16 protein-coding genes and 1 tRNA gene are annotated in these 24,381 nt (G+C 46.4%); 2 read left to right on the top strand and 15 right to left on the bottom strand.

What is annotated here, in order from left to right:
* Nucleotides 1–3: 3 nt before the first annotated feature.
* From uvrA to rpsA, 4 genes are all read right to left on the bottom strand, one after another.
* On the bottom strand, nucleotides 4–2,862 hold the full coding sequence (gene uvrA / locus AC8GFU_RS03180) for an excinuclease ABC subunit UvrA (protein WP_506627061.1): 2,859 nt from the start codon (nucleotides 2,860–2,862) through the stop codon (nucleotides 4–6).
* Nucleotides 2,859–4,940: an excinuclease ABC subunit UvrB gene (uvrB, locus tag AC8GFU_RS03175; RefSeq protein WP_506627060.1), complete on the bottom strand. Its 2,082-nt coding sequence runs from the start codon at nucleotides 4,938–4,940 to the stop codon at nucleotides 2,859–2,861. Before uvrB ends, uvrA begins: the two co-directional genes overlap by 4 nt.
* Before the next feature lie 16 nt (nucleotides 4,941–4,956).
* Nucleotides 4,957–5,541, bottom strand: coding sequence for a dephospho-CoA kinase (gene coaE / locus AC8GFU_RS03170; protein ID WP_506627059.1), 585 nt, complete (start codon nucleotides 5,539–5,541; stop codon nucleotides 4,957–4,959).
* A gap of 159 nt (nucleotides 5,542–5,700) precedes the next feature.
* Entirely contained in the window at nucleotides 5,701–7,050 is a 1,350-nt protein-coding gene (gene rpsA, locus AC8GFU_RS03165; protein ID WP_506627058.1) for a 30S ribosomal protein S1, read from the bottom strand.
* 104 nt (nucleotides 7,051–7,154) lie between these two features.
* On the opposite strand from rpsA, the gene AC8GFU_RS03160 reads away from it, so the two are divergent.
* Nucleotides 7,155–8,405: an MFS transporter gene (locus tag AC8GFU_RS03160; RefSeq protein ID WP_506627057.1), complete on the top strand. Its 1,251-nt coding sequence runs from the start codon at nucleotides 7,155–7,157 to the stop codon at nucleotides 8,403–8,405.
* On the opposite strand, the gene polA is transcribed toward AC8GFU_RS03160, so the two are convergent.
* Entirely contained in the window at nucleotides 8,406–10,991 is a 2,586-nt protein-coding gene (gene polA / locus AC8GFU_RS03155) for a DNA polymerase I (protein WP_506627056.1), read from the bottom strand.
* A gap of 34 nt (nucleotides 10,992–11,025) precedes the next feature.
* Between polA and AC8GFU_RS03150 the strand changes: the two genes are divergently transcribed.
* Nucleotides 11,026–11,436 carry a PaaI family thioesterase gene (locus AC8GFU_RS03150; RefSeq protein WP_506627055.1) on the top strand — a complete coding sequence of 137 codons (411 nt, stop codon included), beginning with the start codon at nucleotides 11,026–11,028 and terminating at the stop codon, nucleotides 11,434–11,436.
* A gap of 4 nt (nucleotides 11,437–11,440) precedes the next feature.
* Here AC8GFU_RS03150 and AC8GFU_RS03145 read toward each other — a convergent pair whose 3' ends face one another.
* The 10 genes from AC8GFU_RS03145 to gltB form a co-directional block, all read right to left on the bottom strand.
* Nucleotides 11,441–12,157 (bottom strand): ABC transporter ATP-binding protein, encoded by a 717-nt coding sequence (locus AC8GFU_RS03145; protein ID WP_506627054.1) that lies wholly within the window; start codon nucleotides 12,155–12,157, stop codon nucleotides 11,441–11,443.
* Nucleotides 12,147–12,923: an ABC transporter ATP-binding protein gene (locus tag AC8GFU_RS03140; RefSeq protein ID WP_506627053.1), complete on the bottom strand. Its 777-nt coding sequence runs from the start codon at nucleotides 12,921–12,923 to the stop codon at nucleotides 12,147–12,149. Before AC8GFU_RS03140 ends, AC8GFU_RS03145 begins: the two co-directional genes overlap by 11 nt.
* On the bottom strand, nucleotides 12,920–13,825 hold the full coding sequence (locus AC8GFU_RS03135; RefSeq protein ID WP_506627052.1) for a branched-chain amino acid ABC transporter permease: 906 nt from the start codon (nucleotides 13,823–13,825) through the stop codon (nucleotides 12,920–12,922). The genes AC8GFU_RS03140 and AC8GFU_RS03135 overlap by 4 nt, the downstream gene beginning before the upstream one ends.
* A 121-nt stretch (nucleotides 13,826–13,946) precedes the next feature.
* Nucleotides 13,947–14,897: a branched-chain amino acid ABC transporter permease gene (locus AC8GFU_RS03130; RefSeq protein ID WP_506627051.1), complete on the bottom strand. Its 951-nt coding sequence runs from the start codon at nucleotides 14,895–14,897 to the stop codon at nucleotides 13,947–13,949.
* A gap of 82 nt (nucleotides 14,898–14,979) precedes the next feature.
* On the bottom strand, nucleotides 14,980–16,095 hold the full coding sequence (locus AC8GFU_RS03125; RefSeq protein WP_506627050.1) for a branched-chain amino acid ABC transporter substrate-binding protein: 1,116 nt from the start codon (nucleotides 16,093–16,095) through the stop codon (nucleotides 14,980–14,982).
* Nucleotides 16,096–16,219: 124 nt separating this feature from the next.
* On the bottom strand, nucleotides 16,220–16,801 hold the full coding sequence (locus AC8GFU_RS03120; protein WP_506627049.1) for an ANTAR domain-containing response regulator: 582 nt from the start codon (nucleotides 16,799–16,801) through the stop codon (nucleotides 16,220–16,222).
* Between the two features lie 31 nt (nucleotides 16,802–16,832).
* A tRNA-Leu gene (locus AC8GFU_RS03115) sits at nucleotides 16,833–16,905 on the bottom strand.
* A gap of 34 nt (nucleotides 16,906–16,939) precedes the next feature.
* Nucleotides 16,940–18,379, bottom strand: coding sequence for a pyruvate kinase (pyk, locus tag AC8GFU_RS03110; RefSeq protein ID WP_506627048.1), 1,440 nt, complete (start codon nucleotides 18,377–18,379; stop codon nucleotides 16,940–16,942).
* A gap of 9 nt (nucleotides 18,380–18,388) precedes the next feature.
* Nucleotides 18,389–19,843, bottom strand: a complete 1,455-nt coding sequence (locus tag AC8GFU_RS03105; protein ID WP_506627047.1) for a glutamate synthase subunit beta — start codon at nucleotides 19,841–19,843, stop codon at nucleotides 18,389–18,391.
* Nucleotides 19,836–24,353, bottom strand: a complete 4,518-nt coding sequence (gltB, locus tag AC8GFU_RS03100; RefSeq protein ID WP_506627046.1) for a glutamate synthase large subunit — start codon at nucleotides 24,351–24,353, stop codon at nucleotides 19,836–19,838. The genes AC8GFU_RS03105 and gltB overlap by 8 nt, the downstream gene beginning before the upstream one ends.
* Between the last annotated feature and the right edge of the window lie 28 nt (nucleotides 24,354–24,381).

Genomic DNA, 24,381 nt, shown 5'->3' with positions numbered 1-24,381 from the left:
GGACTACTTCTTCGCTGGGGCTTTTCTATTTGATATTAAGATTTCGCCCAAGAATTGACCGGTGTAACTTTCCTTGACGGCTGCAACTGTTTCAGGTGTTCCTTCGGCAACAACCATTCCGCCACGGAATCCGCCTTCTGGTCCCATATCAATGACCCAGTCAGAACACTTGATGACATCAAGGTTGTGCTCAATCACAACAACGGTGTTACCGGTATCAACGAGGCGATTAAGAACGGTTAACAACTTATTAACATCTTCGAAGTGAAGACCGGTAGTTGGCTCATCAAGTACGTAAATAGTTCTTCCGGTTGAACGGCGTTGTAATTCCGTGGCTAGCTTTACACGCTGTGCTTCTCCGCCAGAAAGTGTTGGCGCAGATTGGCCGAGGCGTACATAGCCAAGACCTACATCGTTAAGAGTCTTTAGGTATCGAGCGATCGCTGGTACAGATTCAAAGAATCCATGCGCTTCCTCAATCGGCATATTGAGAACTTCAGCGATAGTTTTACCCTTGTAGTGAACCTCTAGAGTTTCGCGGTTGTAACGAGCGCCGTGGCAAACCTCGCACGGTACATAAACATCAGGCAAGAAGTTCATTTCAATAGTAATAGTTCCATCACCGGAGCAGTTCTCGCAGCGCCCGCCTTTTACGTTAAAGGAGAAACGACCTTGCTGATAACCACGAATCTTTGCTTCGCTGGTTTCAGCAAAGAGCGCACGGATCTTGTCGAAAACACCTGTATAGGTAGCAGGGTTAGAACGCGGTGTGCGACCAATTGGAGATTGGTCAACGTGAACAACCTTGTCCAGTAGTTCGATACCCGTAACCGTGCGGTGACGACCTGGCACTAATCGGGCGCCATTTAGCTTGTTAGCTAACACTGTGTACAAAATGTCATTTACTAAAGTTGATTTTCCCGAACCACTAACGCCGGTAACCGATACAAATACGCCAAGAGGGACTTCAACTTCAATATCCTTGAGGTTATTTTCTTTTGCACCTTTGACGACAAGCTTGCGCTTTGGATCTACAGGACGGCGACTTTTTGGAATTTCAATCGACTTGCGTCCAGATAGATATGCGCCGGTTATTGATTCCTTTGAGGCAATTAAATCTTCATAGCTTCCAGAAACAACAACCTTTCCACCATGTTCGCCTGCGCCTGGACCAATATCAACGATCCAGTCAGCTGTACGAATGGTTTCTTCATCATGCTCAACCACGATTAAGGTGTTACCGAGGTTGCGCAAGCGAGTAAGGGTTTCAATCAATCGCTTGTTATCACGCTGGTGCAAACCGATAGATGGTTCATCTAAAACGTAGAGAACTCCAACAAGTCCGCTACCAATCTGGGTTGCAAGTCGAATACGTTGCGCTTCTCCTCCTGAAAGGGAGCCAGCAGGACGAGCAAGGGATAGGTAATCAAGACCAACATCTAGCAAGAAGCCAAGACGAGCATGGACCTCTTTCATCACACGTTCAGCGATTTGTGCTTCACGCTTATTCAGTTTGATCTGCTTTAAAAAGGCTGCGCAATCTGCAATTGAAAGCTCGCAAATCTCGGAAATGTTTTTGTCGCCGATAGTCACAGCTAAAACTTCTGGCTTTAAGCGGGCTCCGTTACATGTTTCGCAAGAAACTTCGCGCATGTACGCCTCGTACTTATCGCGGCTGTAATCACTATCTGTTTCTTCGTGGCGACGATGAATAAATGGCACTACACCTTCAAAGCCGGTTGTGTAGTTACGTGCTCCGTAACGACCCTTGTACTTCATCTTAATTTCGTACTCATAGCCGTTCAAAATTGCATCTTTCGCCTTAGCGGAGATCTTCTTCCATGGCGTATCCAATGAGAATGGAAGGTCCTTTGCTAACGCTTCAAGCAAACGAAGGAAGTAATCTGATGATTGACCGCCAGACCACGGTGCGATTGCCCCATCATTAATGGAAATCGAGTCATCGGGAATGATGAGATCCTCATCAACCTCTTTCTTGGTTCCGATTCCTGAACATTCAGGACAGGCACCAAATGGAGAGTTGAATGAGAAGGAACGCGGTTCAAGCTCTTCAAAGGAGAGTTCGCAGTCGTGGCATGCTAGATGCTCGCTGTATGTGCGCTCTTTGTCATCACCCTTTGCATCAACAAAATCCAAAACAACGATTCCGGATGCAAGACGTAGTGCCGTTTCAATCGAATCTGTTAAACGAGTCTTGCTTTCTGCTTTTGCAGTTAAGCGGTCAATAACAACTTCGATAGTGTGCTTTTCTTGTTTCTTAAGTTTTGGTGCATCTGAAAGCTGAACCACTTCCCCATCGATACGTGCACGTGAGTAGCCCTGAGTAATCAGATCGCTAAAAAGTTCAACAAATTCGCCTTTGCGTGATCGCACAACTGGAGCTAAAACCTGAAACTTTGTTGTGGCCGGAAGTTCAAGAATTTGATCAACAATCGCCTGTGGAGATTGACGAGTAACCGCCTTGCCGCACTTAGGGCAATGTGGACGACCTGCACGAGCAAACAAAAGACGCAGATAGTCGTAAACCTCTGTGATTGTTCCAACGGTCGAACGTGGGTTTCGGTTAGTTGATTTTTGATCAATAGAAACCGCAGGAGATAAACCTTCAATGAAATCAACATCGGGCTTATCCATCTGGCCCAAGAATTGGCGTGCATACGCAGAAAGAGATTCAACGTATCGGCGTTGTCCTTCGGCAAAGATGGTGTCAAAGGCAAGTGATGATTTTCCTGAGCCTGATAGCCCAGTAAATACAACTAGGGAGTCTCTAGGTAGCTCGATAGAAACATTCTTAAGGTTGTGTTCGCGTGCTCCGCGCACAACCAACTTATCGATGCTCAAACCCCGGCCTCTTCCATCATTCGTAGCTCTTTCTTCAAAATCTTGATCTCATCACGCAAACGCGCCGCGACCTCAAATTGAAGTTGAGATGCGGCGTTACGCATCTGTTCGGTGAGCGAGCCTATCAACGCGATTAGATCCTTGCGCGGCAAGGAGAGCGATGATTTATCGTAAATTCCAGCGGCGGTATCAACGCGCTTGGCAGCACCCTTTTCATGCGCCAAAAGCTCATCGGTGTCATCTGATTCGCGGTTAATGAGGTCGGTGATATCTGCGATCTTCTTGCGCAATGGCTGCGGATCAACTCCGCGCTCGAGGTTGTATGCAACCTGCTTTGCTCGGCGACGATTTGTTTCATCAATCGCCTTGGCCATTGAATCGGTGATTCTGTCGGCGTACATATGAACTTCACCAGTTACGTTACGAGCTGCTCGACCAATTGTCTGAATCAACGATGTAGATGAGCGAAGGAAGCCTTCTTTATCTGCGTCCAGGATTGCTACTAGCGAGACTTCAGGTAAATCCAAACCTTCGCGAAGCAAGTTAATACCGATCAAAACATCGTATTCACCTGTACGTAGTTCACGCAGCAGTTCTACACGTCGCAAAGTATCAACCTCGCTATGGAGGTAACGAACATTCACACCCTTTTCTTGCAAGTAATCGGTTAGGTCCTCTGACATTTTCTTAGTCAAAGTTGTTACTAAGACACGTTCATTCTTTTCTGCGCGAATCTTGATCTCTTCTAGCAAATCATCGATCTGACCCTTGATTGGTTTAATAACAATTTGCGGATCAACCAGACCTGTTGGGCGAATTACCTGCTCAACAACATCGCCATCTACCTTTGCTAACTCATACTTTCCTGGCGTTGCAGATAAATAAAGTTTTTGCCCGGTGCGCTCTAGAAACTCTGGAAACTTCAATGGTCGGTTATCTAAGGCGCTAGGTAGACGGAATCCATGCTCAACCAGGGTTCGTTTACGTGAAGCATCACCTTCAAACATCGCGCCTAACTGCGGAACGGTTACGTGACTTTCATCGATTACAACCAAGAAATCTTCCGGAAAGTAATCGAGCAAACAGTGAGGAGCAGATCCTGCTGCACGATCATCAAGGTGACGTGAGTAGTTTTCGATTCCAGAACAGAAACCAATCTGTTCCATCATTTCAATATCAAAGGTTGTACGCATCCGAAGGCGCTGGGCTTCAAGTAACTTGCCTTGCTTTTCAAAAAGATTTAACTGAACCTGCAGCTCATCCTGAATATCACCTATGGCCCGCTTCATCGTTTCAGGTCCCGCGGCATAGTGAGTAGCAGGGAAGATAAAGATCTCTTCCTCCTCGCGAATAATTTCACCGGTTAAGGGATGCAAGGTCGTTAGCTTCTCAATCTCATCACCAAACATCTCGATGCGGATGGCCAGCTCTTCATACATAGGAATGATTTCAATGGTGTCACCACGGACGCGGAATGTTCCACGTTCAAAGGCCATGTCATTGCGCTTGTATTGAACATCCACAAAGCGGCGCAGCAATGCATTTCTCTCAATCTCTTCACCTACGCGCAAACGAACCATGCGATCTACATACTCTTGAGGGGTTCCCAAACCGTAAATACAAGACACTGTAGCTACAACAATTACATCTCTGCGCGTCAATAATGAATTTGTTGCTGAGTGACGCAACCGTTCAACCTCTTCGTTAACGCTTGAGTCTTTTTCGATAAAGGTATCAGTCTGAGGTACATATGCTTCAGGTTGGTAGTAGTCGTAATACGAGACGAAGTACTCAACAGCGTTGTTAGGCAATAGCTCACGGAACTCATTTGCAAGCTGAGCGGCCAAGGTCTTATTGGGTGCAAGAACCAATGTAGGTCGTTGAAGCTTTTCAATTAACCAGGCAGTTGTTGCAGATTTACCTGTACCAGTGGCTCCGAGAAGGACAACATCCTGCTCGCCAGCGTTAAAGCGACGAGCGATCTCTTCAATTGCTTGAGGCTGATCACCTGCTGGAACGTAATCACTGATGACCTGAAAGGGCTCGACTCTGCGTTGGAGTTCAGAGATCGGGCGCATTTGCCAAGCCTACTTACTAATTATCGTGGAGGCTATCCCAAATGTTTTCGACCTGGCGCAGTAGCTCATCCTCAGTTCCATCATTTTCAATGAGGAAATCAGCCACCTCTATACGCTGCTCGCGAGTGGCCTGTGCTGCTATCCGGCCTTCAATCTCTGAGATATGCATTCCGCGGTCACGAAGACGTGCGATGCGATTTTCCATTTCAGATTCAACGGTGATTACTAAATCAAATCTTTCATGCGCTTTTGTTTCAACGAGCAATGGAATTTCATACACCAAAACTTCATCAGCCTTTAACGATGCAACAGCTTCTTCAAACTCACGTCGAACAAAGGGGTGAACGATGTTTTCCAGCTTTTGTTTTGCGATTGGATCCTTAAACACCAATTCACCAAGTGCTCGGCGATCAATATCGCCATTCCTTAAAACACCATCACCAAATACAGTAACTACTTCATCAAAACCCTTTGACCCACGTTCAATCGCCGCCCTGGCCAACTGATCAGCATCAATCACCAACGCTCCAAGTTCAGCAAAGAATTGCGCCGCCAATGACTTACCGCAACCAATGCCCCCAGTTAAAGCAATCACCCGCATAGTTGAATCTTATCGCCACCTCAATCTTTTAAGAGGGGATTTGGATGATGCAAGAAAGGGTGCTGTACAAAGAAAAAGGAGTCCAGTTGAAGTTAGCGAGGTTCAAACGTTTTTCTCGCGACTTCAAGCTGGACTCCTTTTTACGGAAGTCTTTATTACTTATTCAGCAGCAACTTCATCTGCTGGAGTTGCAGCTGCATCTGCAGCCTTCGCTTCAGCCTTCTGCTTCTTGTGTGCCATGAAACGCTCTTGAGCTTGGGCGTACTGCTTTTCCCACTCTTCGCGCTGTGTTTCAAATCCTGGCTTCCACTCTTGTGAGTCAGCATCGAAACCTTCAGGGTAAATGAAGTTTCCTTCTGCATCGTAACGAGCAGCCATTCCGTACTGAGTTGGATCAAATGCTTCGATCTCAATCTCTGTACCTTCATTAGCCTGCTTGAGAGAAAGTGAAATACGACGACGCTCTAGGTCGATGTCGATGATCTTTACGAATAGTTCATCATCAACCTGAACAACCTGCTCTGGAATTTCAACGTGGCGTTCTGCCAACTCTGAAATGTGAACTAGGCCTTCAATTCCTTCGTGAACACGAATGAATGCACCGAATGGAACAAGCTTTGTCACAACACCTGGAACAACCTGATTGATTGTGTGTGTGCGAGCAAATGCCTGCCATGGATCTTCTTGTGTTGCCTTCAGTGAAAGCGATACACGCTCGCGCTCGAAATCAACTTCGAGAACTTCAACAGTTACCTCGTCGCCAACTTCAACAACTTCACCTGGGTGATCGATGTGCTTCCATGAAAGCTCTGAAACGTGAACCAAACCATCTACGCCACCAAGGTCAACGAAAGCACCGAAGTTAACGATTGATGAGACAACACCTGTGCGAACCTGGCCCTTTTGAAGCTGATTCAGGAATGTTGTGCGTGATTCTGATTGTGTCTGCTCAAGGAATGCACGACGTGAAAGAACAACGTTGTTGCGATTCTTATCAAGCTCGATGATGCGTGCTTCAACCTGCTTGCCAATGTATGGAGTCAGATCGCGAACGCGACGCATTTCAACAAGTGATGCTGGAAGGAAGCCACGTAGACCGATGTCCACGATAAGTCCGCCCTTAACAACTTCAATAACAGTTCCGACGACAACCTCGTCGCGCTCCTTCTTGCCTTCGATGTCTCCCCATGCACGCTCGTACTGTGCGCGCTTCTTAGAAAGAATCAGGCGACCCTCTTTGTCTTCTTTCTGAAGAACGAGAGCTTCAATAATCTCACCGACTTTAACGATTGAGTTTGGATCTGCATCGTGGCGAATTGAAAGTTCGCGAGAAGGAATAACACCCTCTGTCTTGTATCCGATATCGACAAGAACTTCATCGCGTCCAACTTGAACAACGGCACCTGAAACTAGGTCGCCATCATTGAAATTTCTGATTGTGCCTTCGATCGCTGCTAGGAAATCTTCAGCTGATCCGATGTCATTTACTGCAATTTGTGGTGTAGACAATTGTGCTCCGTAGGGATAGAAAGTAGTAGTTCCCGCTTTCGCGGCTGAAGGGCAAGGGTACGGTTTGCACGCTTGTGAGGGCAAATCCGCATGAATTATTGAGCGTGATCGCTAGACTAAAACTCGATATGAAGCGATATAAAGAGTTACTGGCGATGCCTAATGTGCTGATTCTGGCAATTAGCGCATTTCCTGCCCGATTGGCCTATTCCATGATCGCTCTGGGAATCTTCTTTAAAACAGAGCAGACGACAGGATCTGTTGCAGCTGCAGGTCTAGCTATTGGATTGAACTCGCTCGCTGGATCTTTGACCGCGGGAGTTCGTGGATCTGTCATGGATCGCTGGGGACAAAAGTGGCCACTTCGAATATTGGTTCCTTCATATGCAGCGATGATCCTGGCGCTCAACACCATGCAATCAAAAGAATCGCTTCTGATCACTGCTTTTGTTTTAGGAGCAACCGCTCCCCCAATTAATTTATCTGTTCGACCTTTATGGAAAGACATTGTTCCAGAAAACTTCTTACGCACCGCCTACGCTCTTGATTCATCAATGATGAGTTTTACATCGGTGATTGGTCCTGTTGTTATTACAACTTTGGCGTTGTCTTCACATCCAGCACTTGGTCTTGGAGTTACCGCAGCGCTGATGCTGATCGGTGGAACTGCGCTTGCTTTAACCTCGGTGTCTCGAAACTGGATTCCAGAAAAGAAGGAAAAGGGCCAACAAAGATTATGGCGCGATAAGGCGATTCAACTTCTGATGTTTGAAGGTTGCTTCATCGGATTTGGATGGGGTGTATTTGATGTTGCCGTTCCAGCCTTTGCCACCCAAGAAGGTGTTGCTCATCGCGTCGCGTGGATCTTTGCAGCCTTTGGAGTTGCAAATGTAATTGGTGGTTTATTGGGTGGATTGGTTTCGAAAAGATTAGCTCCCCTTTCAGCGCTTCTGCGCGCATACGCAATCTGGGTTGCTGCCAGTATTCCATTTGTCTTTACCTACCCTGATTGGTCTATGGCGGTAGTCGGTGCCGGAATCGGATTTATTGGCGGAGCGGTACAAGTCTTTTACTTTGAAGTTTTGGAAGCGGTTCGTCCGCAAGGTTCACAAACTTCATCACTGGGATGGATCTGGAGTGTTGAAGGTTCATTCATGGCAATTGGTGCTGCAGTTGGTGGTTGGGTGTCAGAGCATTACTCGCCACGTACTGGTTTAGCGCTGACGCCAATAATGTTGATCATTGGTTTAATAATTTTCACAATCGGAAAAGGTCGACTCTCTGCAGCAAATGATGTTCCAACTGAAGAAGAGGATCTACGCGCAATGAAAGATATCTCTGACGACGTTAAGTAGTTAGTGAGCCGCCTCGTGCCAAGTAAGTCCCAAGCCTGCATTTACATCTAATGGTGCATTGAGCGGATAAGCAGCTCCCATTTCGCGACGAACAAGCTCGCTAATTTTCTCCTCTTCGCCCTTAACAACTTCAAGAATCAATTCATCGTGAATCTGCAGAAGCAAGCGAGAGTTCAATTTTTCCTTTTCGATTGCCTTTTGAACATTGAGCATCGCTAACTTAATAATGTCTGCTGCTGATCCTTGGATCGGTGCATTGAGAGCCATACGTTCTGCAACTTCTCTACGTTGACGATTGTCATGCATAAGATCTGGCAGGTATCGACGTCGACCCATAATGGTTTCGGTGTAGCCAACTTTGCGTGCTTCTTCTACGACATCCTTTAAGTAATCACGGATTCCGCCAAATCGTTCGAAGTATGTGTCCATTAACTGTTGTGCTGCAGGTGGTGAAATATCCAGCTGCGCGGCTAAACCATAGGAAGACAGTCCATATGCAAGTCCATATGACATCGCCTTCATTTGTCGGCGCATTTCAGGATCAACCTCAGATGCTTTAACGCCAAAGACAAGACCAGCAACTGTCGCATGCAGATCTTCACCCGATGCAAAGGCGGATAAAAGTTTTTCATCATGTGACAAGTGCGCCATGATGCGCATTTCAATTTGGCTGTAATCAGCTGTCAGCAATGCAACATAGCCCTTGCCAACGGTAAAACAGTTTCGAATTCTGCGACCTTCTTCGGTGCGCACTGGGATGTTTTGCAGATTTGGTCCGGTTGATGACAGGCGTCCCGTTGCAGCGACAGTTTGCTGGAAATGGGTGTGGATGCGACCGTCCTTTGCAATTTCAGCGATCAAGCCTTCAACAGTTGTTCCGAGCTTCTTTGTTTCACGAATTCGAAGCAGCGAGGTAAGAACGGGATGGCCGCTCTTTTGGTGTAACCAATCCAAGCTTTCGGCATCTGTTGTGTAGCCAGTTTTAATCTTCTTGGTCTTTGGTAATTTCAGTTCGTCAAACAGGACAACTTGTAATTGCTTCGGCGATGCAACATTAAATTCATGCCCAACCGCATCATGAGCCGCCTTAGTTTCGCGAGCGACCTCACCTTCAAAAAAGGCGGCAAGGGATTCGAGCTCTTTTCTGTTGACTGCAATTCCGATTGATTCCATGCGCGCTAAAAGGTCGGCGACAGGTAACTCCATTGTCGTGAAGAGCTCCCACACATTGCGCTCTTTGAGCTCGCGGGTGAGGGAATCCTTTAAGGTAAACATGGCACGAGCCGATGTAAGAAGCTCTTGTTCTGGCGAGGATTGGTTGATTGCAGAACCATCTCCCCAACGTTCCTGAATATCTTTTAACTCTTGTGCGCGAACACCAGGATTTACTAGATAGGCAGCAAGTGAGGTGTCAAAAGCGATTCCAGTCAAACCATTTGTTCGAGCAAGTGATTTTGCATCATGCGCAATCTTCGGAACCGCCGAATTAGTGGCCCAATCCCCCATCACCGCTGAATGCACCAAGAAAACATCATCCGGACTCAAGGCAACTGCATATCGGTGCAATTTTTCTTCCACTAACTGAAAAGCGATTGCGATCTCGCCGCTGTGCTGTGCGATCTTCGTTGATGCCTCTTCTGGAGTTAAAACCCCTTCGGCGATCTCTGCCGCGAATAATTCCAGGGCCGGCTCTGCACTCTTGCCGCTGCCTTTGAGCAAAATTGGTTTCATGCGATCTTTAAGGGTTTTAAACTCAAGCTTTTCAAATAGTGGGTTGGTGTTGTTCTCATCTACGCCGCTCCAAGCAAGAGCATCAATACTTAACTCAAGCGGAACATTTGCAACAAGTTGTGTTAGCTCGCGATTTCGAATCACATCATTAATTGAATCGCGTAGGGACTGCCCAACTTTGCCACCTAGCTTGTCGATGTTGGCAATAAGTTCGTGAAGTGAACCGTATTCAACAACCCATTTAGCCGCAGTTTTTTCTCCGACTCCCGGAACAGATGGCAGGTTGTCACTTGGATCTCCACGTAACGCGGCAAAATCTGGATACTGCTCAGGAGACATTCCATACTTTTCTTGAACGGCATCTGGAGTCATTCGAGTTAAATCGCTGACGCCACGCTTTGGATACAGAACAGTTGTCTTGTCATTAACCAACTGGAATGAATCGCGATCGCCGGTACAGATAAATACTTCTGCGCCTTCTCGCTCTGCCTGCTTTGCAATTGTGGCGATGATGTCATCTGCTTCAAAACCTTCAACCTCAAATGTTGTGATTCCAAAAGCGGTTACCAGCTCATGTAAATAGGACATCTGTGATCTGAACTCATCAGGGGTCTTTGCACGATTGGCTTTATATTCCGGGAAAATTTCGGATCTAAATGTTTTGCGCGATACATCAAAAGCTACGGCAACGTGTGTTGGCTTTTCACTTGAGAGCAGCGAAAGCAACATCGTTGCAAAGCCATAAATAGCGTTGGTGTGCTGACCTTGGGCGGTCGTGAAGTTCTCAGCAGGTAATGCGTAAAAAGCACGATATGCCATGGAGTGCCCATCGATAAGTAATAGGCGTTTGGTCATGGATGCATCGTAGAGTGCCCGTTAGACTCAGCGCATGACAGAACCGGATTATCTTTCAATTATTCGTGAGCGCGGAAGCGGCGCCCTTGATAAGAAGATGGGCATCGAAATTACCGAAGCTTCATTGACTCGCTTGGTGGGTACGATGCCTGTTGAAGGAAATACCCAACCAATGGGAATTCTTCATGGTGGCGCAAATGTTGTTCTCGCCGAAAGTCTTGGTTCGATCGGAACTCAAATAAATGCTGGCGCAAATCGCAGAATTGTTGGAATCGATATCAATGCAACCCATCACAAAGCAACAGCAACTGGAATGGTGACAGGTGTTGCAACAGCGGTTTCAATCGGAAAGACGCTGTGCTGCTGGGATATTGTGATTACAAATGAAGACGGACAGCGCACCTGCACTGCCCGTATCACCTGCATGATCCTCGCGGATCGCTAGCTCTTTAAGCGCCGTGGCCCAAATAAGCCTGACGAACCTTTGGATCATTCAATAGTTCAACACCACTACCCTGCATTGTTATATACCCTGTTTCAAGTACATAAGCACGATCTGCAATTGTTAGGGCTTTAGCCGCATTTTGTTCAACCAAAAGAATAGTTACATTTTGCTTTTTGATCTCTTGAATGATCTCAAAAATTTGGGCGATGAATTTTGGTGCAAGACCCATAGAAGGTTCATCGAGAAGAAGTAATCGAGGACGGCTCATTAGCGCACGGCCAATCGCGAGCATTTGTTGCTCTCCGCCCGACAAAGTTCCACCGGCTTGGTTTGCTCTCTCCTTCAAACGTGGAAATAAGTTATAAACCATTTCTAGATCTTGAGCATTCTCAGATTTTGCAGCGACGCGGCTGAACTTTCCCATTTCCAGATTTTCCAGGACGGTCATTCCAGGGAAAATTCCGCGTCCTTCTGGAGCTTGGCAAATACCTTCAACAACACGTTCGAAGGGCTTGATATCGGAAAGTGGTTTACCTTCGTAGTCAATACTTCCGCTTGCTGGTTGAAGCAGCCCAGAAATAGTCTTCAGTAAGGTTGTCTTTCCTGCGCCATTGGCTCCAACGAGAGTCACGATTTCACCGGCTGGCACTTCGAGAGAGATTCCCTTGATCGCCTTGATCTTGCCGTATGAGACATGTAGATCTTTAATATTAAGAAGCATCTTCTGCAACTCCTAGATAGGCATCGATAACTCTTTGATTTTTCTGGATTTCAGAAGGTGTGCCTTCGGCAATTTTTTGTCCGAAATCAAGCACTGAGATGCGATCTGAAATCTTCATAACAAGACTCATGTCATGCTCAATTAAAAGCACCGCATAACCCTTATCTCGAATCTTCAAAATCAGATCACCCAATTCAACCTTCTCCTGCGGATTAAAGCCGGCAGCAGGTTCATCGAGAAGAAGAACCTTGGGGTTAAGCGCCAAAGCTCTTGCGATCTCTAGTCTTCTTTGATCTCCATAAGGAAGATTCTTTGCCATTTGATGTGCTCGATGGTCTAGGCCAATAAACTCCAAAAGAGATTGTGCCGTTTCCATGCTTCGCTTTTCATCTCTACGGCTACGACCTAATCCGAATAGCGCGGAGAGCAGACCAGACTTATTTAATGCATCTGCTGCAGTAGCTACATTTTCAAGAGCTGTCATGTCGCCGAATAATCTAATGTTTTGGAAGGTTCGTCCTAAGCCCATACGAGCGATCAAATATGGTCTCAAGCCAAGAACTGAATTGCCATCAACCAATACATCGCCAGATAACGGCTTGTAGTAGCCGGTGACAATATTAAACACTGTTGTTTTACCGGCTCCATTAGGACCGATAAGTGCAGCTATCTCACCCTCGTTGACATGAAGGTTCACTTCATTGAGGGCTGTAACGCCACCAAATTTCACAACTAAATTTTGAATCTCTAATAGTTTTTTTGTCATGAAATCTTCTCCTGGAATTTCTCCCGTTTCTTACGAGGCATCAAACCATTTGGTCGGATATTCATCATTACAACCATCAATAAACCAAAGAAAATGATTCTGTAATCACTGAGGAATCTAAGCTTTTCAGGGATATAACCCAAAAGCACCGCTCCCAAAATAACACCCCAGATATTTCCCATTCCGCCGAATACAACACAAGCAAGAATCATGATGGATAAATTGAGGGTAAATAACTCTGGTTGAATTGAGCGAATCTTGGAAGCATAAATTGCTCCTGCTAATCCACCAACAGCTCCGCCAATAATGAAGGCCCACAATTTGTATTTCAGAGTAGCCACTCCCATAAATTCAGCGACATCTTCATCTTCGCGAATCGCTTCCCAAGCACGGCCCGGCTTTCTATGAGAAAGTCGAAGAACTCCCCAAATAACCAAGATCAAAAGAGTCAAAGTTAGCCAGTAATAAGGACGTGGGTCCATCACTGAGAACTCAAATCCAAATATTGGGGTTGGACCTGGGATATCGGTAATACCCGCTGCCCCACCAATTGCTTCTGTATTAATAGCAATAATACGGATGATCTCACCGAAACCAAGGGTGATGATCGCTAAATAATCGCCTCTGAGTCTTAATGCAGGAAGACCCAGAATCAATCCTGCCAACATGGCAAAACCCATTGCAAAGGGAAGAATTTCCCAAAAATTTAGCGGCGTTCGTGCGCTCATCACAGCGTGTGTGTATGCGCCAATGGCAAAGAAGGCCACATACCCAAGATCAAGTATTCCTGACTTGCCAACAACAACATTTAGTCCGACCGCCATTAAGGCAAATAGAACTAGTGGATAGAACAGAACTGACTTAAAGGATGTCTCAGGGGTATCAATCACAGGATTATTCAAAAAAGGAAGAGCATAGAAAGTCGCGATAACAACTGTGCGCGTGATTCCCCGCTGAATAGGGGTGGCACTCTCCCACCAATCTCCGAATATATCGCGGAGGTTAAAAGCTTTTGCCTTCATCTCAAACTCTCGCTTTCTGCAACGATTCACCAAATAAACCTGTTGGCTTTACAAGTAATACAAAGACCAAGATTATGAATGTAACAACATCTTTCCAGCTATATCCAAGTACCGCTGATGTGTATTGCTGGAAAAGGCCTAATGCAAATGAACCTACGAGAGCTCCCCGAACATTTCCGATTCCACCCAGCACTGCAGCTGTAAATGCTGAAATTCCAATCAAGAATCCAACATTTGCTTTCGTTGTTTCGTAGAAAACCATATAAAAGGCGGATCCGACGCCCGCCAATGCACCGCCAAGTAAGAATGTGTAGGAGATTATGCGATTCACATTCACTCCCATCAAAATCGAAGTTTTCTCATCTTGAGATACAGCCCTGATTCCGAGTCCCAGCTTTGTGTGGTTAATGATTCTATTCAAAATGTAAAAGACGATTCCTGCTCCCACAATTACAAGGATTTTATCTGCAGAAATATACGCACTGCTAAAGGTGAATATTGGTTCCTTGCTTATCAAGCGTGGGAAATCTAGATTCTTAGCTCCCGAGAGTTTCTGGAAAACTTCTACAAGGAAAAAGGATGCGCCTATCGCAGAAATCAGTGAGCTTAATCTGCTTGCGCCTAATACACGCAGGCGGCGATATGCAACAATCTCTAAAATAACTGCTGCAACACCGCTCACGATGGCAGCGGTTAGGCCGAATAGTAAAAATAGTGAAGCAAATTTCCAAAGAGGTAATGGTTCTTCATATCCCGTGAAACCAAATTGTTGAATTACGAGATAGCAAGTCATAGTTCCGATCATGAAAATCTCGGAGTGCGCAAAGTTAATTAAGCGAAGAACTCCGTACACCAAGGTGTATCCCAGAGAAACTAGCGCGACAATTGCGCCAACCACGATGCCATCAATTGTGAGTGACCAAAAATCTGTTACCAAGATTGAAAAATTCACTTTACTTCCTTTGTTTATGAATCAAGTGGCGGGTTCACTATTTAGAACCCGCCACTTGATTAATGTTAGCTTGGCAAGAAACTTATGAAAGTCTCTTAACCCAAACCATTTGGCCATTCTTGATTGTGTACTGGTTCATGACGATGTTGTCAGGATCTCCAGTTGCTGAGAAGGAAATAGTTGTTCCATTTACCTTAACTACAGCTTCACCCAACCATGTGTTTAGAGCTTCACGAGTGGTCTTTCCAGCCTTGATGCCCTGAAGAAGAACATACGCAGAGTTGTATGCCTCTAGAGTGTAGAGACCGTGTGCGCGGTTGAACTTCTTCTTGTATTCAGCAGCTAGAGCAGGAGCAACCTTCTCCATTGGCTGACCTGGAGCAGTTAGGTAAGTTCCTTCTGCATTCTTCTTAGCAAGCTTGATGTACTCGCCATCAAGAACACCATCTCCAGCAATGAACTTAACGTTCTTTGTCGCAGGGTTGTCGCGTAGAGCCTTGATAAAGATTGAAGCTTCTGGGTAGTAACCACCGTAGAAGACCGCAGTTGCCTTTGAAGCCTTAACTTTTGAAACAACAGAAGTGAAGTTAGTTGTACCTTCTGTAACTCCGTCGGTTCCAACAACAATCTTGCCTGCTGTCTTCTTTACGATTGTTGCAAGCCCCTTACCGTAAGGAGTTGCATCATCAACAACAAATAGCTTCGACTTCAGGCTAATTGCGATTTGCGCAAGAGCTGGTCCCTGAACTAGGTCTGAACCAACGACACGGTGGAAGTATGGAGACTTGTTTGTCAGAGCTGGATTAGTTGCAGATGGTGAAACTACTGGAACTTTTCCACCTTCGTAGATAGGTACTGCAGCAAGTGTTTCACCTGAGTACATTCCACCAACGACACCAATTGCACACTCGTCTTCTACGACTTTCTGAGCTAGAGCTGGTGAGTTAGCGCCTGAAGCCTGAGTATCGATTGACTTGTATTCAACCTTAACCTTTGGGTTTGATGCGTTGTACTTATCGATCGCCAAGATCACACCGTTAGCCTCGTTAATTCCAGTTTCCTGGTATGGGCCTGTTAGCGCGCCTTGGAAGTAAATTGCTGGGTTGCCTGTGCAAGCTGCAAAAGCTGATGGAGCAACTGTTACAGATACTCCTACAACTAGTGCACTAGCTGCTGCAAGCGAAATGAATTTCTTCATATGTAGTGCCTTTCCTGTTCTTGTGTCCCGGGACAGGGAGGCTGAAAGAGTAATGGCAGGGGTGAGTGTTAGACAAGGCAGGGCCCCGCGTGAATTGTTTCAGTTTCGTTATATTTGGGGGTCTTTAGTGATCTGGGACCGCATTGGGATTAATAACCGCCTCGGCCACTTCTTTCATAGTGAGACGGCGATCCATGGCAGCTCTTTGGATCCAGGAAAAGGCTTCCGGCTCAGAAAGATTGAGCGCCTTCATCAAAATACCTTTAGCGCGATCAATTAATTTACGGGTTTCAAGACGATCATGAAGATCTGCGACCTCTGCTGCAAGTGATTTCATTTGCAGATGCCTACTGATTGCAATCTCAATAGCTGGCATCAAATCACCAATTGTGAATGGCTTAACAACATATGCCATGACACCTGCATCACGTGCGCGATCGATCAACTCTTTTTGAGAAAAAGCGGTCAACATCAATACGGGTGCGATCTCAATAATTTTTTCAGCAGCTGAGATGCCATCTAAAACCGGCATCTTCACATCAAGAATTGCAAGATCTGGTTTATGTTCTGTTGCTAGATCAATTGCTTCTTGACCATTAGTTGCCTGTGCTACTACTTCGTATCCCGCACCTTGCAACATTTCAACAAGGTCCATGCGAATTAATGCTTCATCTTCAGCGACAAGGATACGAACGCTCATACTCATTCATCCTTTCGGAATTTTCAGTTAACGTGCGTGCCCCGAGTCGGATTCGAACCGACACTATGCAGTGTTTGAGACTGCCCTCTCTACCGTTGGAGTACCGAGGCCTTTAAGCCTGTAATTCTAGCCGCTTAAAACCGCTCAGCGATACGCAGGAACTACGCCACCAACAGCATCGCCTACGCGGTGAACGCGCATAGCGTTGGTTGATCCTGGAATTCCTGGAGGTGCACCGGCAACGATGACAACATTTTCGCCGACCTGTGCGCGACCTGATTCGATCAATGTCGCATCTGCCTGCTTCACCATGTCATCGGTGTGCTTAACCATTGATGCAACTACTGGTTCTACTCCCCAGGTAAGCGCAAGACGGTTGTATGTGCCCACTTCAGGGGTGAAGGCCAAGATTGGAATTGGTGAACGCAGACGTGCCATGCGACGCGCAGAGTCACCAGTTTGAGTAAATGTAACTAAATACTTTGCATCAACAATTGGTCCAACTTCAGCTGCAGCACGAGTAATAGCGCCACCCTTTGTCTTTGGTGTCGTGCGAAGTGGGCGGATCATTTCAAATCCACCTTCTTCGGTACGAGCAATAATGCGAGCCATGGTTGCAACCGCTTCAATTGCAAAAGCACCAACAGATGTTTCACCAGACAACATCAATGCATCTGCGCCATCTAGCACTGCATTTGCACAGTCTGTCGCCTCTGCACGAGTTGGTGATGAGTTAGTAATCATTGAATCAAGCATCTGGGTAGCAACAATTACTGGCTTTGCCGCTTCGCGTGCAAGTTCGATACAACGCTTTTGAACTAGTGGAACCTCTTCGATAGGAAGCTCAACACCTAAATCTCCGCGGGCAACCATGATGCCGTCAAATGCATTTACGATCTCCTGAAGATTTTCTACAGCTTGTGGCTTTTCAATCTTTGCAATAACTGGAACGCGGATTCCGACCTCATCCATAATTGCATGAACATCATCAACATCTGCTGCGTTACGAACAAATGAGAGAGCGATGAAATCTGCACCAGCATGTAAGCCCCAGCGAAGATCTTCCTTATCCTTTTCAGAAAGCGCAGGAACAGAGACTGCAACTCCTGGAAGGTTAATTCCCTTATTGTTTGAAACAAATCCTGGCTGAATTACCTTTGTAACAACATCGTTGCCCTTAACTTCGACAACCTCGACGGTTACCTTGCCATCATCGATCAAGATGCGATCTCCAGGCTTGCAATCCCCCGGTAAACCTTTATAAGTAGTTCCAACACGATCCTTCGTGCCTTCAACCTCATCAATAGTAATTGTGAAAATATCGCCACGAGCAAGCTCGTGTGGGCCGTTAGCAAATCGCGCTAAACGAATCTTTGGACCTTGAAGGTCAACAAGGATCGCAACAGGCTTGCCGGCTTCCTTTGCAGCTGCACGAACTCGGTCGAGTCGGTTTTGGTGCTCGTCATATCCACCATGTGACAGGTTCAGACGCGCCATATTCATGCCCGCTTCGATGAGCTCCTTAACCTTCTCTGGAGACTCAACAGCAGGACCCATCGTGCAAACAATCTTCGCTCTACGCATAAGTGAACCTTAAACCATTAGTGGGCGGGCAGTTGGCTCTATGGGCGCAGGAAGTTGGGTGCGTCCAGTGAGATATCTATCAACAGCAGCAGCTGTGCTTCGTCCTTCAGCGATTGCCCACACGATCAATGATTGACCACGTCCAGCATCACCTGCAACAAATACACCTTCTTCAGTTGATTGGAAATTTTCATCGCGCTTAATATTTCCGCGCTCATCTAATTGCACTTCTAGTTGAGTAAGAAGTGGAGATTTTTCAGGACCTGTAAAGCCCATCGCCATGAAGACAAAGTCGCACCGAAGCTCTTTTTCACTTCCAGCAACTGGCTCGAACTTTCCATTGATAAATTGTGTTTCAACAATCTTGATTGCGCGAAGATTTCCATTGTCATCACCCAAGAACTCTTCAGTGCTGACAGAGAACATGCGATTGTCTTTCTCTTCATGCGCGCTAGAAACACGATAAATCATTGGATATGTAGGCCACGGTTGTCCTGATGGACGTTCTTCAGTTGGTCGAGGCATGATCTCAAGTTGAGTAACGCTTGCTGCACCTTGGCGGATAGATGTACCAAGGCAATCTGCGCCGGTATCTCCGCCACCAAGAATTACAACATGCTTGCCCGCAACATTAATGGGTGGAGTTTCAACTTCACCAAGTGCCTGCTTGTTGCCCCATGGCAAAAACTCCATAGCTTGATGAATACCCTTTAGTTCGCGGCCCTTGATTGAAAGATCGCGCCACTGAGTTGATCCAACTGCAAGAACAATTGCATCGTACTTTTTACGCAGATCAGAACCTGTTAATTCGCCACCAACATCAACACCTGGACGGAAACGAGTTCCCTCTTTTTCCATCTGCTCAAGACGTCGATCAAGGATGTGCTTTTCCATTTTGAACTCTGGAATTCCGTAACGAAGTAAGCCACCGATTTTGTCAGCACGCTCGTACACAGCAACTGTGTGGCCTGCGCGGGTTAGCTGTTGTGCAGCTGCAAGTCCTGCTGGACCTGAACCAATTACCGCAACGGTTTTTCCTGTTAAACGGTCAGGTGCCATTGGCTTTACATTTCCTGCGCCAAAAGCCTCTTCGATCGTGCGAAGTTCAACCTGCTTGATAGTTACAGCATCACGATTAATTCCAACTACACATGCTGTTTCGCATGGTGCAGGACATAGTCGCCCTGTGAACTCTGGGAAGTTGTTAGTGGCATGTAAGCGATCAATCGCTTCATCTAGATCTCCACGCCAAATCAAATCATTCCATTCAGGAATTAAGTTTCCGAGTGGGCACCCATTGTGGCAAAAAGGAATTCCACAATCCATGCAGCGACCAGCTTGCTTCTGTAAGTGCTCAAGGCTCTGTGGCTCATACACTTCTCGCCAATCTTGAATACGAACATCAACTGGTCGACGCGTTGGTGTTTCGCGTGGAGTTGTCATAAATCCCTTTGGATCAGCCATTTGCTGCAACCTCCATCACTAGTGCATCTACCGGTAAACCTTCACGTGTTGCTCTCTCCATTGCGGCAAGAACACGTGCGTAGTCACGAGGCATGATCAATGAGATGCGAGCAATGCTCTTATCCCAATCCTTAAGCAACGCTGATGCGATTTCAGAACCAGTTTCGGTGAAGTAAGAAGAGATATGAGACTTCAAAATCTCTTTCTGATCTTCAGGAACTGCAAGCACATCAACCATGTCAGCATTTACATTTGCGGTATCAAGATCCAATACATATGTACGTCCACCGGACATACCCGCTGCAATATTGCGGCCAGTACGACCAAGAACTACAACTGTTCCGCCGGTCATGTATTCGCAACCGTGATCGCCAATGCCCTCAACAATCGCTAGTGCTCCAGAGTTTCGAACGCAGAAACGTTCTCCAACAACACCACGAATAAAGATCTCGCCCGCTGTCGCTCCGTATCCAATGACGTTTCCGGCAATCACATTGTCCTGTGAGTTAAAGGATGCTCTTTCATCAGGACGTACAACCACACGTCCTCCAGAAATTCCCTTACCTACGTAGTCATTGGAATCTCCGTAAAGACGAATTGCAACACCCTTTGGAATAAATGCTCCAAGTGATTGACCAGCTGAGCCATGCAAAGTTACATCGATAGTTCCGGCAGGCAATCCTTCTGCCCCGTACTTACGTGTTACTTCAGCGCCCAACATAGTTCCAACTGTTCGATTTACATTTCGAACTGGAAGATCAATCTTTACCGCTTCGCCCTTAGTAAGTGCAGGCTGTGCAAGCTCAATCAATTTATTATCAAGAGCAGCATCCAAACCGTGATCTTGCTTGATTGTGTTGTGTAGCGCGCTATCTACATCTGGACGTACTAATAATGGTTCAAGATTTAATCCTGCAGCCTTCCAGTGATCAACGGCCTTGCGAGTATCTAAATACTCAACATGTCCGATCGCTTCCTGAAGTGTGCGGAATCCAAGTTGAGCAAGTAATTCGCGAACTTCTTCGGCAATGTATTCGAAGAAAGTTTCAACAAACTCTGGCTTACCGCTGAACTTCTTACGAAGCTCTGGGTTTTGAGTTGCAACACCTACTGGGCATGTGTCCAAGTGACATACGCGCATCATGATGCAACCAGAAACAACTAGCGGCGCAGTTGCAAAACCAAACTCTTCAGCGCCAAGCAAAGCTGCGATAACAACATCGCGACCTGTCTTTAGCTGACCATCTGTTTGAACAACAATGCGATCGCGCAAACCATTAAGCAGCAATGTCTGCTGAGTTTCAGCAAGTCCGAGCTCCCACGGAGCACCAGCATGCTTCAGCGAAGTAAGTGGTGATGCACCAGTTCCGCCATCATGACCTGAAATCAAAACAACATCTGCGTGAGCCTTAGAAACACCAGCAGCAACTGTTCCAACGCCTACTTCAGCCACAAGCTTTACATGTACGCGTGCATTCTTATTAGCGTTCTTTAGATCGTGAATTAATTGTGCAAGATCTTCAATTGAGTAAATATCGTGGTGAGGTGGTGGAGAAATTAAACCAACACCTGGAGTTGAGTAACGAGCCTTAGCAATCCATGGGTACACCTTGTTACCTGGCAGTTGTCCACCTTCGCCAGGCTTTGCACCCTGTGCGATCTTGATCTGAATGTCATCACTGTTAACAAGGTAATTACTAGTTACTCCGAAACGACCAGAGGCAACCTGTTTAATTGCAGAACGCTTTGAATCACCATTAGCCATCGGAACAAAGCGCTCTGGCTCTTCTCCGCCTTCACCGGTGTTGGATTTTCCACCAAGGCGATTCATTGCAATCGCTAAGGTTTCGTGAACTTCAGCTGAAACTGATCCGTATGACATCGCACCTGTTGAGAAGCGCTTGATGATGTCATGCGCGGACTCAACCTCATCAATTGAAATAGGTGCGTTTTCGCCCTCTTTAAATTGGAACAATCCGCGCAAAGTCATTAAACGCTTGCTCTGCTCATTAACACGATCGGTATAACGCTTGAAGATGTCATAACGCTTGTTACGTGTTGAGTGCTGCAAAGTAAATACAGTTTCAGGATCAAATAGGTGAGGCTCACCTTCGCGACGCCACTGATACTCGCCGCCGATTGGAAGACGCTTTGTTCCTGGTACTTCTCCCCCAGGTGGATACGCGATGTGGTGACGGGCGATAGTTTCTTCAGCAATTACATTGAGTGAAACTCCACCAAGACGAGATGTGGTTCCAACAAAGTATTCATCGACAACTTCCTGTGACAATCCGATCGCTTCAAAAACTTGAGCACCGGTGTATGAAGCGATGGTGCTAATTCCCATCTTCGACATAACCTTTAGAACGCCCTTGCCAAGGCTCTTAATTAAATTCTTAACCGCCTTTTCAGGGGTAATGCCTGTGATTACACCTTGCAGAACTAGATCTTCAGCTGACTCCATTGCAAGGTATGGGTTAACGCATGCTGCGCCGTAACCAATAAGAAGTGCAACATGGTGAACTTCGCGTACATCTCCAGCTTCAACAACTAAACCAACCTTGGTGCGACTCTTTTCGCGGATCAGGTGATGGTGAACAGCAGATGTTAAAAGCAGTGAAGGAATTGGTGCATTTTCAGCATCGCCATCACGGTCAGATAAAACAATGATGCGCGCACCATCATTAATCGCTTGCGAAACTTCAGCCTTAATCTCATTTAAACGTTCGCGCAGTGAGTCTCCCCCATCGGCGATGCTGAACAAGCCACGGATTACATGTGCGCTCAAACCGGGATGATCTCCATCGGCGTTAACGTGAATGATCTTTGCAAGTTCATCATTATCAATAACCGGGAAGGCAAGTGAAATTTGACGACATGATGTTGGGCCAGGATCAAGCAGGTTGTGCTCTGGGCCCATAGATGTGCCAAGACTTGTAACTAATTCTTCGCGGATCGCATCAAGTGGTGGATTTGTAACTTGAGCAAAAAGCTGTGAGAAGTAATCAAAGATCAAACGTGGCTTTTCAGAAAGTGCAGCGATTGGAGTATCTGTTCCCATTGAACCAAGTGGCTCCATGCCGTTCTTAGCCATTGGAGTAACAAGGATGCGTAGATCCTCTTCTGTGTAACCAAATGCGCGTTGACGGCGAACAACTGATGAGTGTGGATACACAATGTGCTCGCGTGCAGGAAGTTCGCTTAACTTAATAATTCCAGCGTGTAACCAATCTCCGTATGGAGCAGCGTTTGCTAGATTATCTTTAATTTCGCCATCTTCAATGATGCGTCCTGCTTCAATATCTACTAAGAACATCTTTCCTGGTTGTAGGCGACCCTTGCGTTCAATGTTTTCCGCAGGAATATCTAACACGCCAACTTCAGAGGCAAGAACAACAAGTCCATCCTTTGTTACCCAGAAACGTGAAGGACGAAGTCCGTTGCGATCAAGAACTGCACCAACTTGATGCCCATCCGTAAATGTCACACACGCAGGTCCATCCCATGGCTCCATCATTGATGCGTGGAATGCATAGAAGTCGCGTCGATTCTGCGGCATTGTTGCGTGGTTTTCCCATGCCTCAGGGATCATCATCAAAACAGCGTGTGGCAATGAACGCCCGCCAAGGTAAAGCAGCTCTAGCACCTCATCAAATGAAGCAGAGTCAGAGCCTGACATTTCAACGATAGGAAATAGACGCTTTAAATCACCAGGGATTACATCACTTGCAAGCAATGATTCGCGAGCGCGCATCCAGTTTCGGTTTCCCTTAACTGTATTGATCTCACCATTGTGAGCGATAAAGCGATAAGGGTGTGCCAGTGGCCATGAAGGAAAAGTGTTGGTTGAAAAGCGTGAGTGAACTAGTGCAAGCGGAGATACAACACGCTCATCAGATAGCTCTGGGAAAAACTCTTCTAACTGTCCAGTTGTAAGCATTCCTTTGTACACAATTGTCTGTGATGACAATGATGGGAAGTACAGATCAAGTGCATGCTCTGCGCGCTTGCGCAAACAGAACGCTAAACGATCTAGCGCAATACCGGTTTCACCATTCTTGCCTGCAACAAACACCTGGTGGAAATCTGGCATGACAGAAAGTGCGGTCTTACCTAAAGATGAAGAATTAATTGGAACTTCGCGCCATCCAAGAACTGTTAAGCCCTCTTCTTCAGCGATCTTTGCGATATCTGCCTTTACATCCGCACCTTGTGCAACAAATGCGATACCTGTTGCATATGCGTTAGCTGCCGGAAGTTTGAAATCAACAACAGCTTGAAAAAATGCGTCTGGAACACGGATAAGAATTCCTGCACCATCACCACTATCTGGTTCAGCACCTGATGCGCCACGGTGTTCAAGGTTTCGTAGAGCGGTTAACGCTTTAGCAACGATCTCGTGTGTTGCTACCTTGTTTAAGGTCGCAACCATTGCAACACCACATGCATCATGTTCATTGGCAGGGTTATAGAGCCCTTGTGCCTGTGGATAATTGGATGCAAGTGCCATGGGCGTCGCTCCTACGGGATTGTCCTAC

The organism is Planktophila warneckei (SeqCode) (assembly GCF_965234675.1).
Classification (GTDB): Bacteria; Actinomycetota; Actinomycetes; order Nanopelagicales; family Nanopelagicaceae; genus Planktophila; species Planktophila warneckei.
Note: the sequence above shows the minus strand (reverse complement) of the source record. Positions and strands in the feature narration are given on the sequence as shown.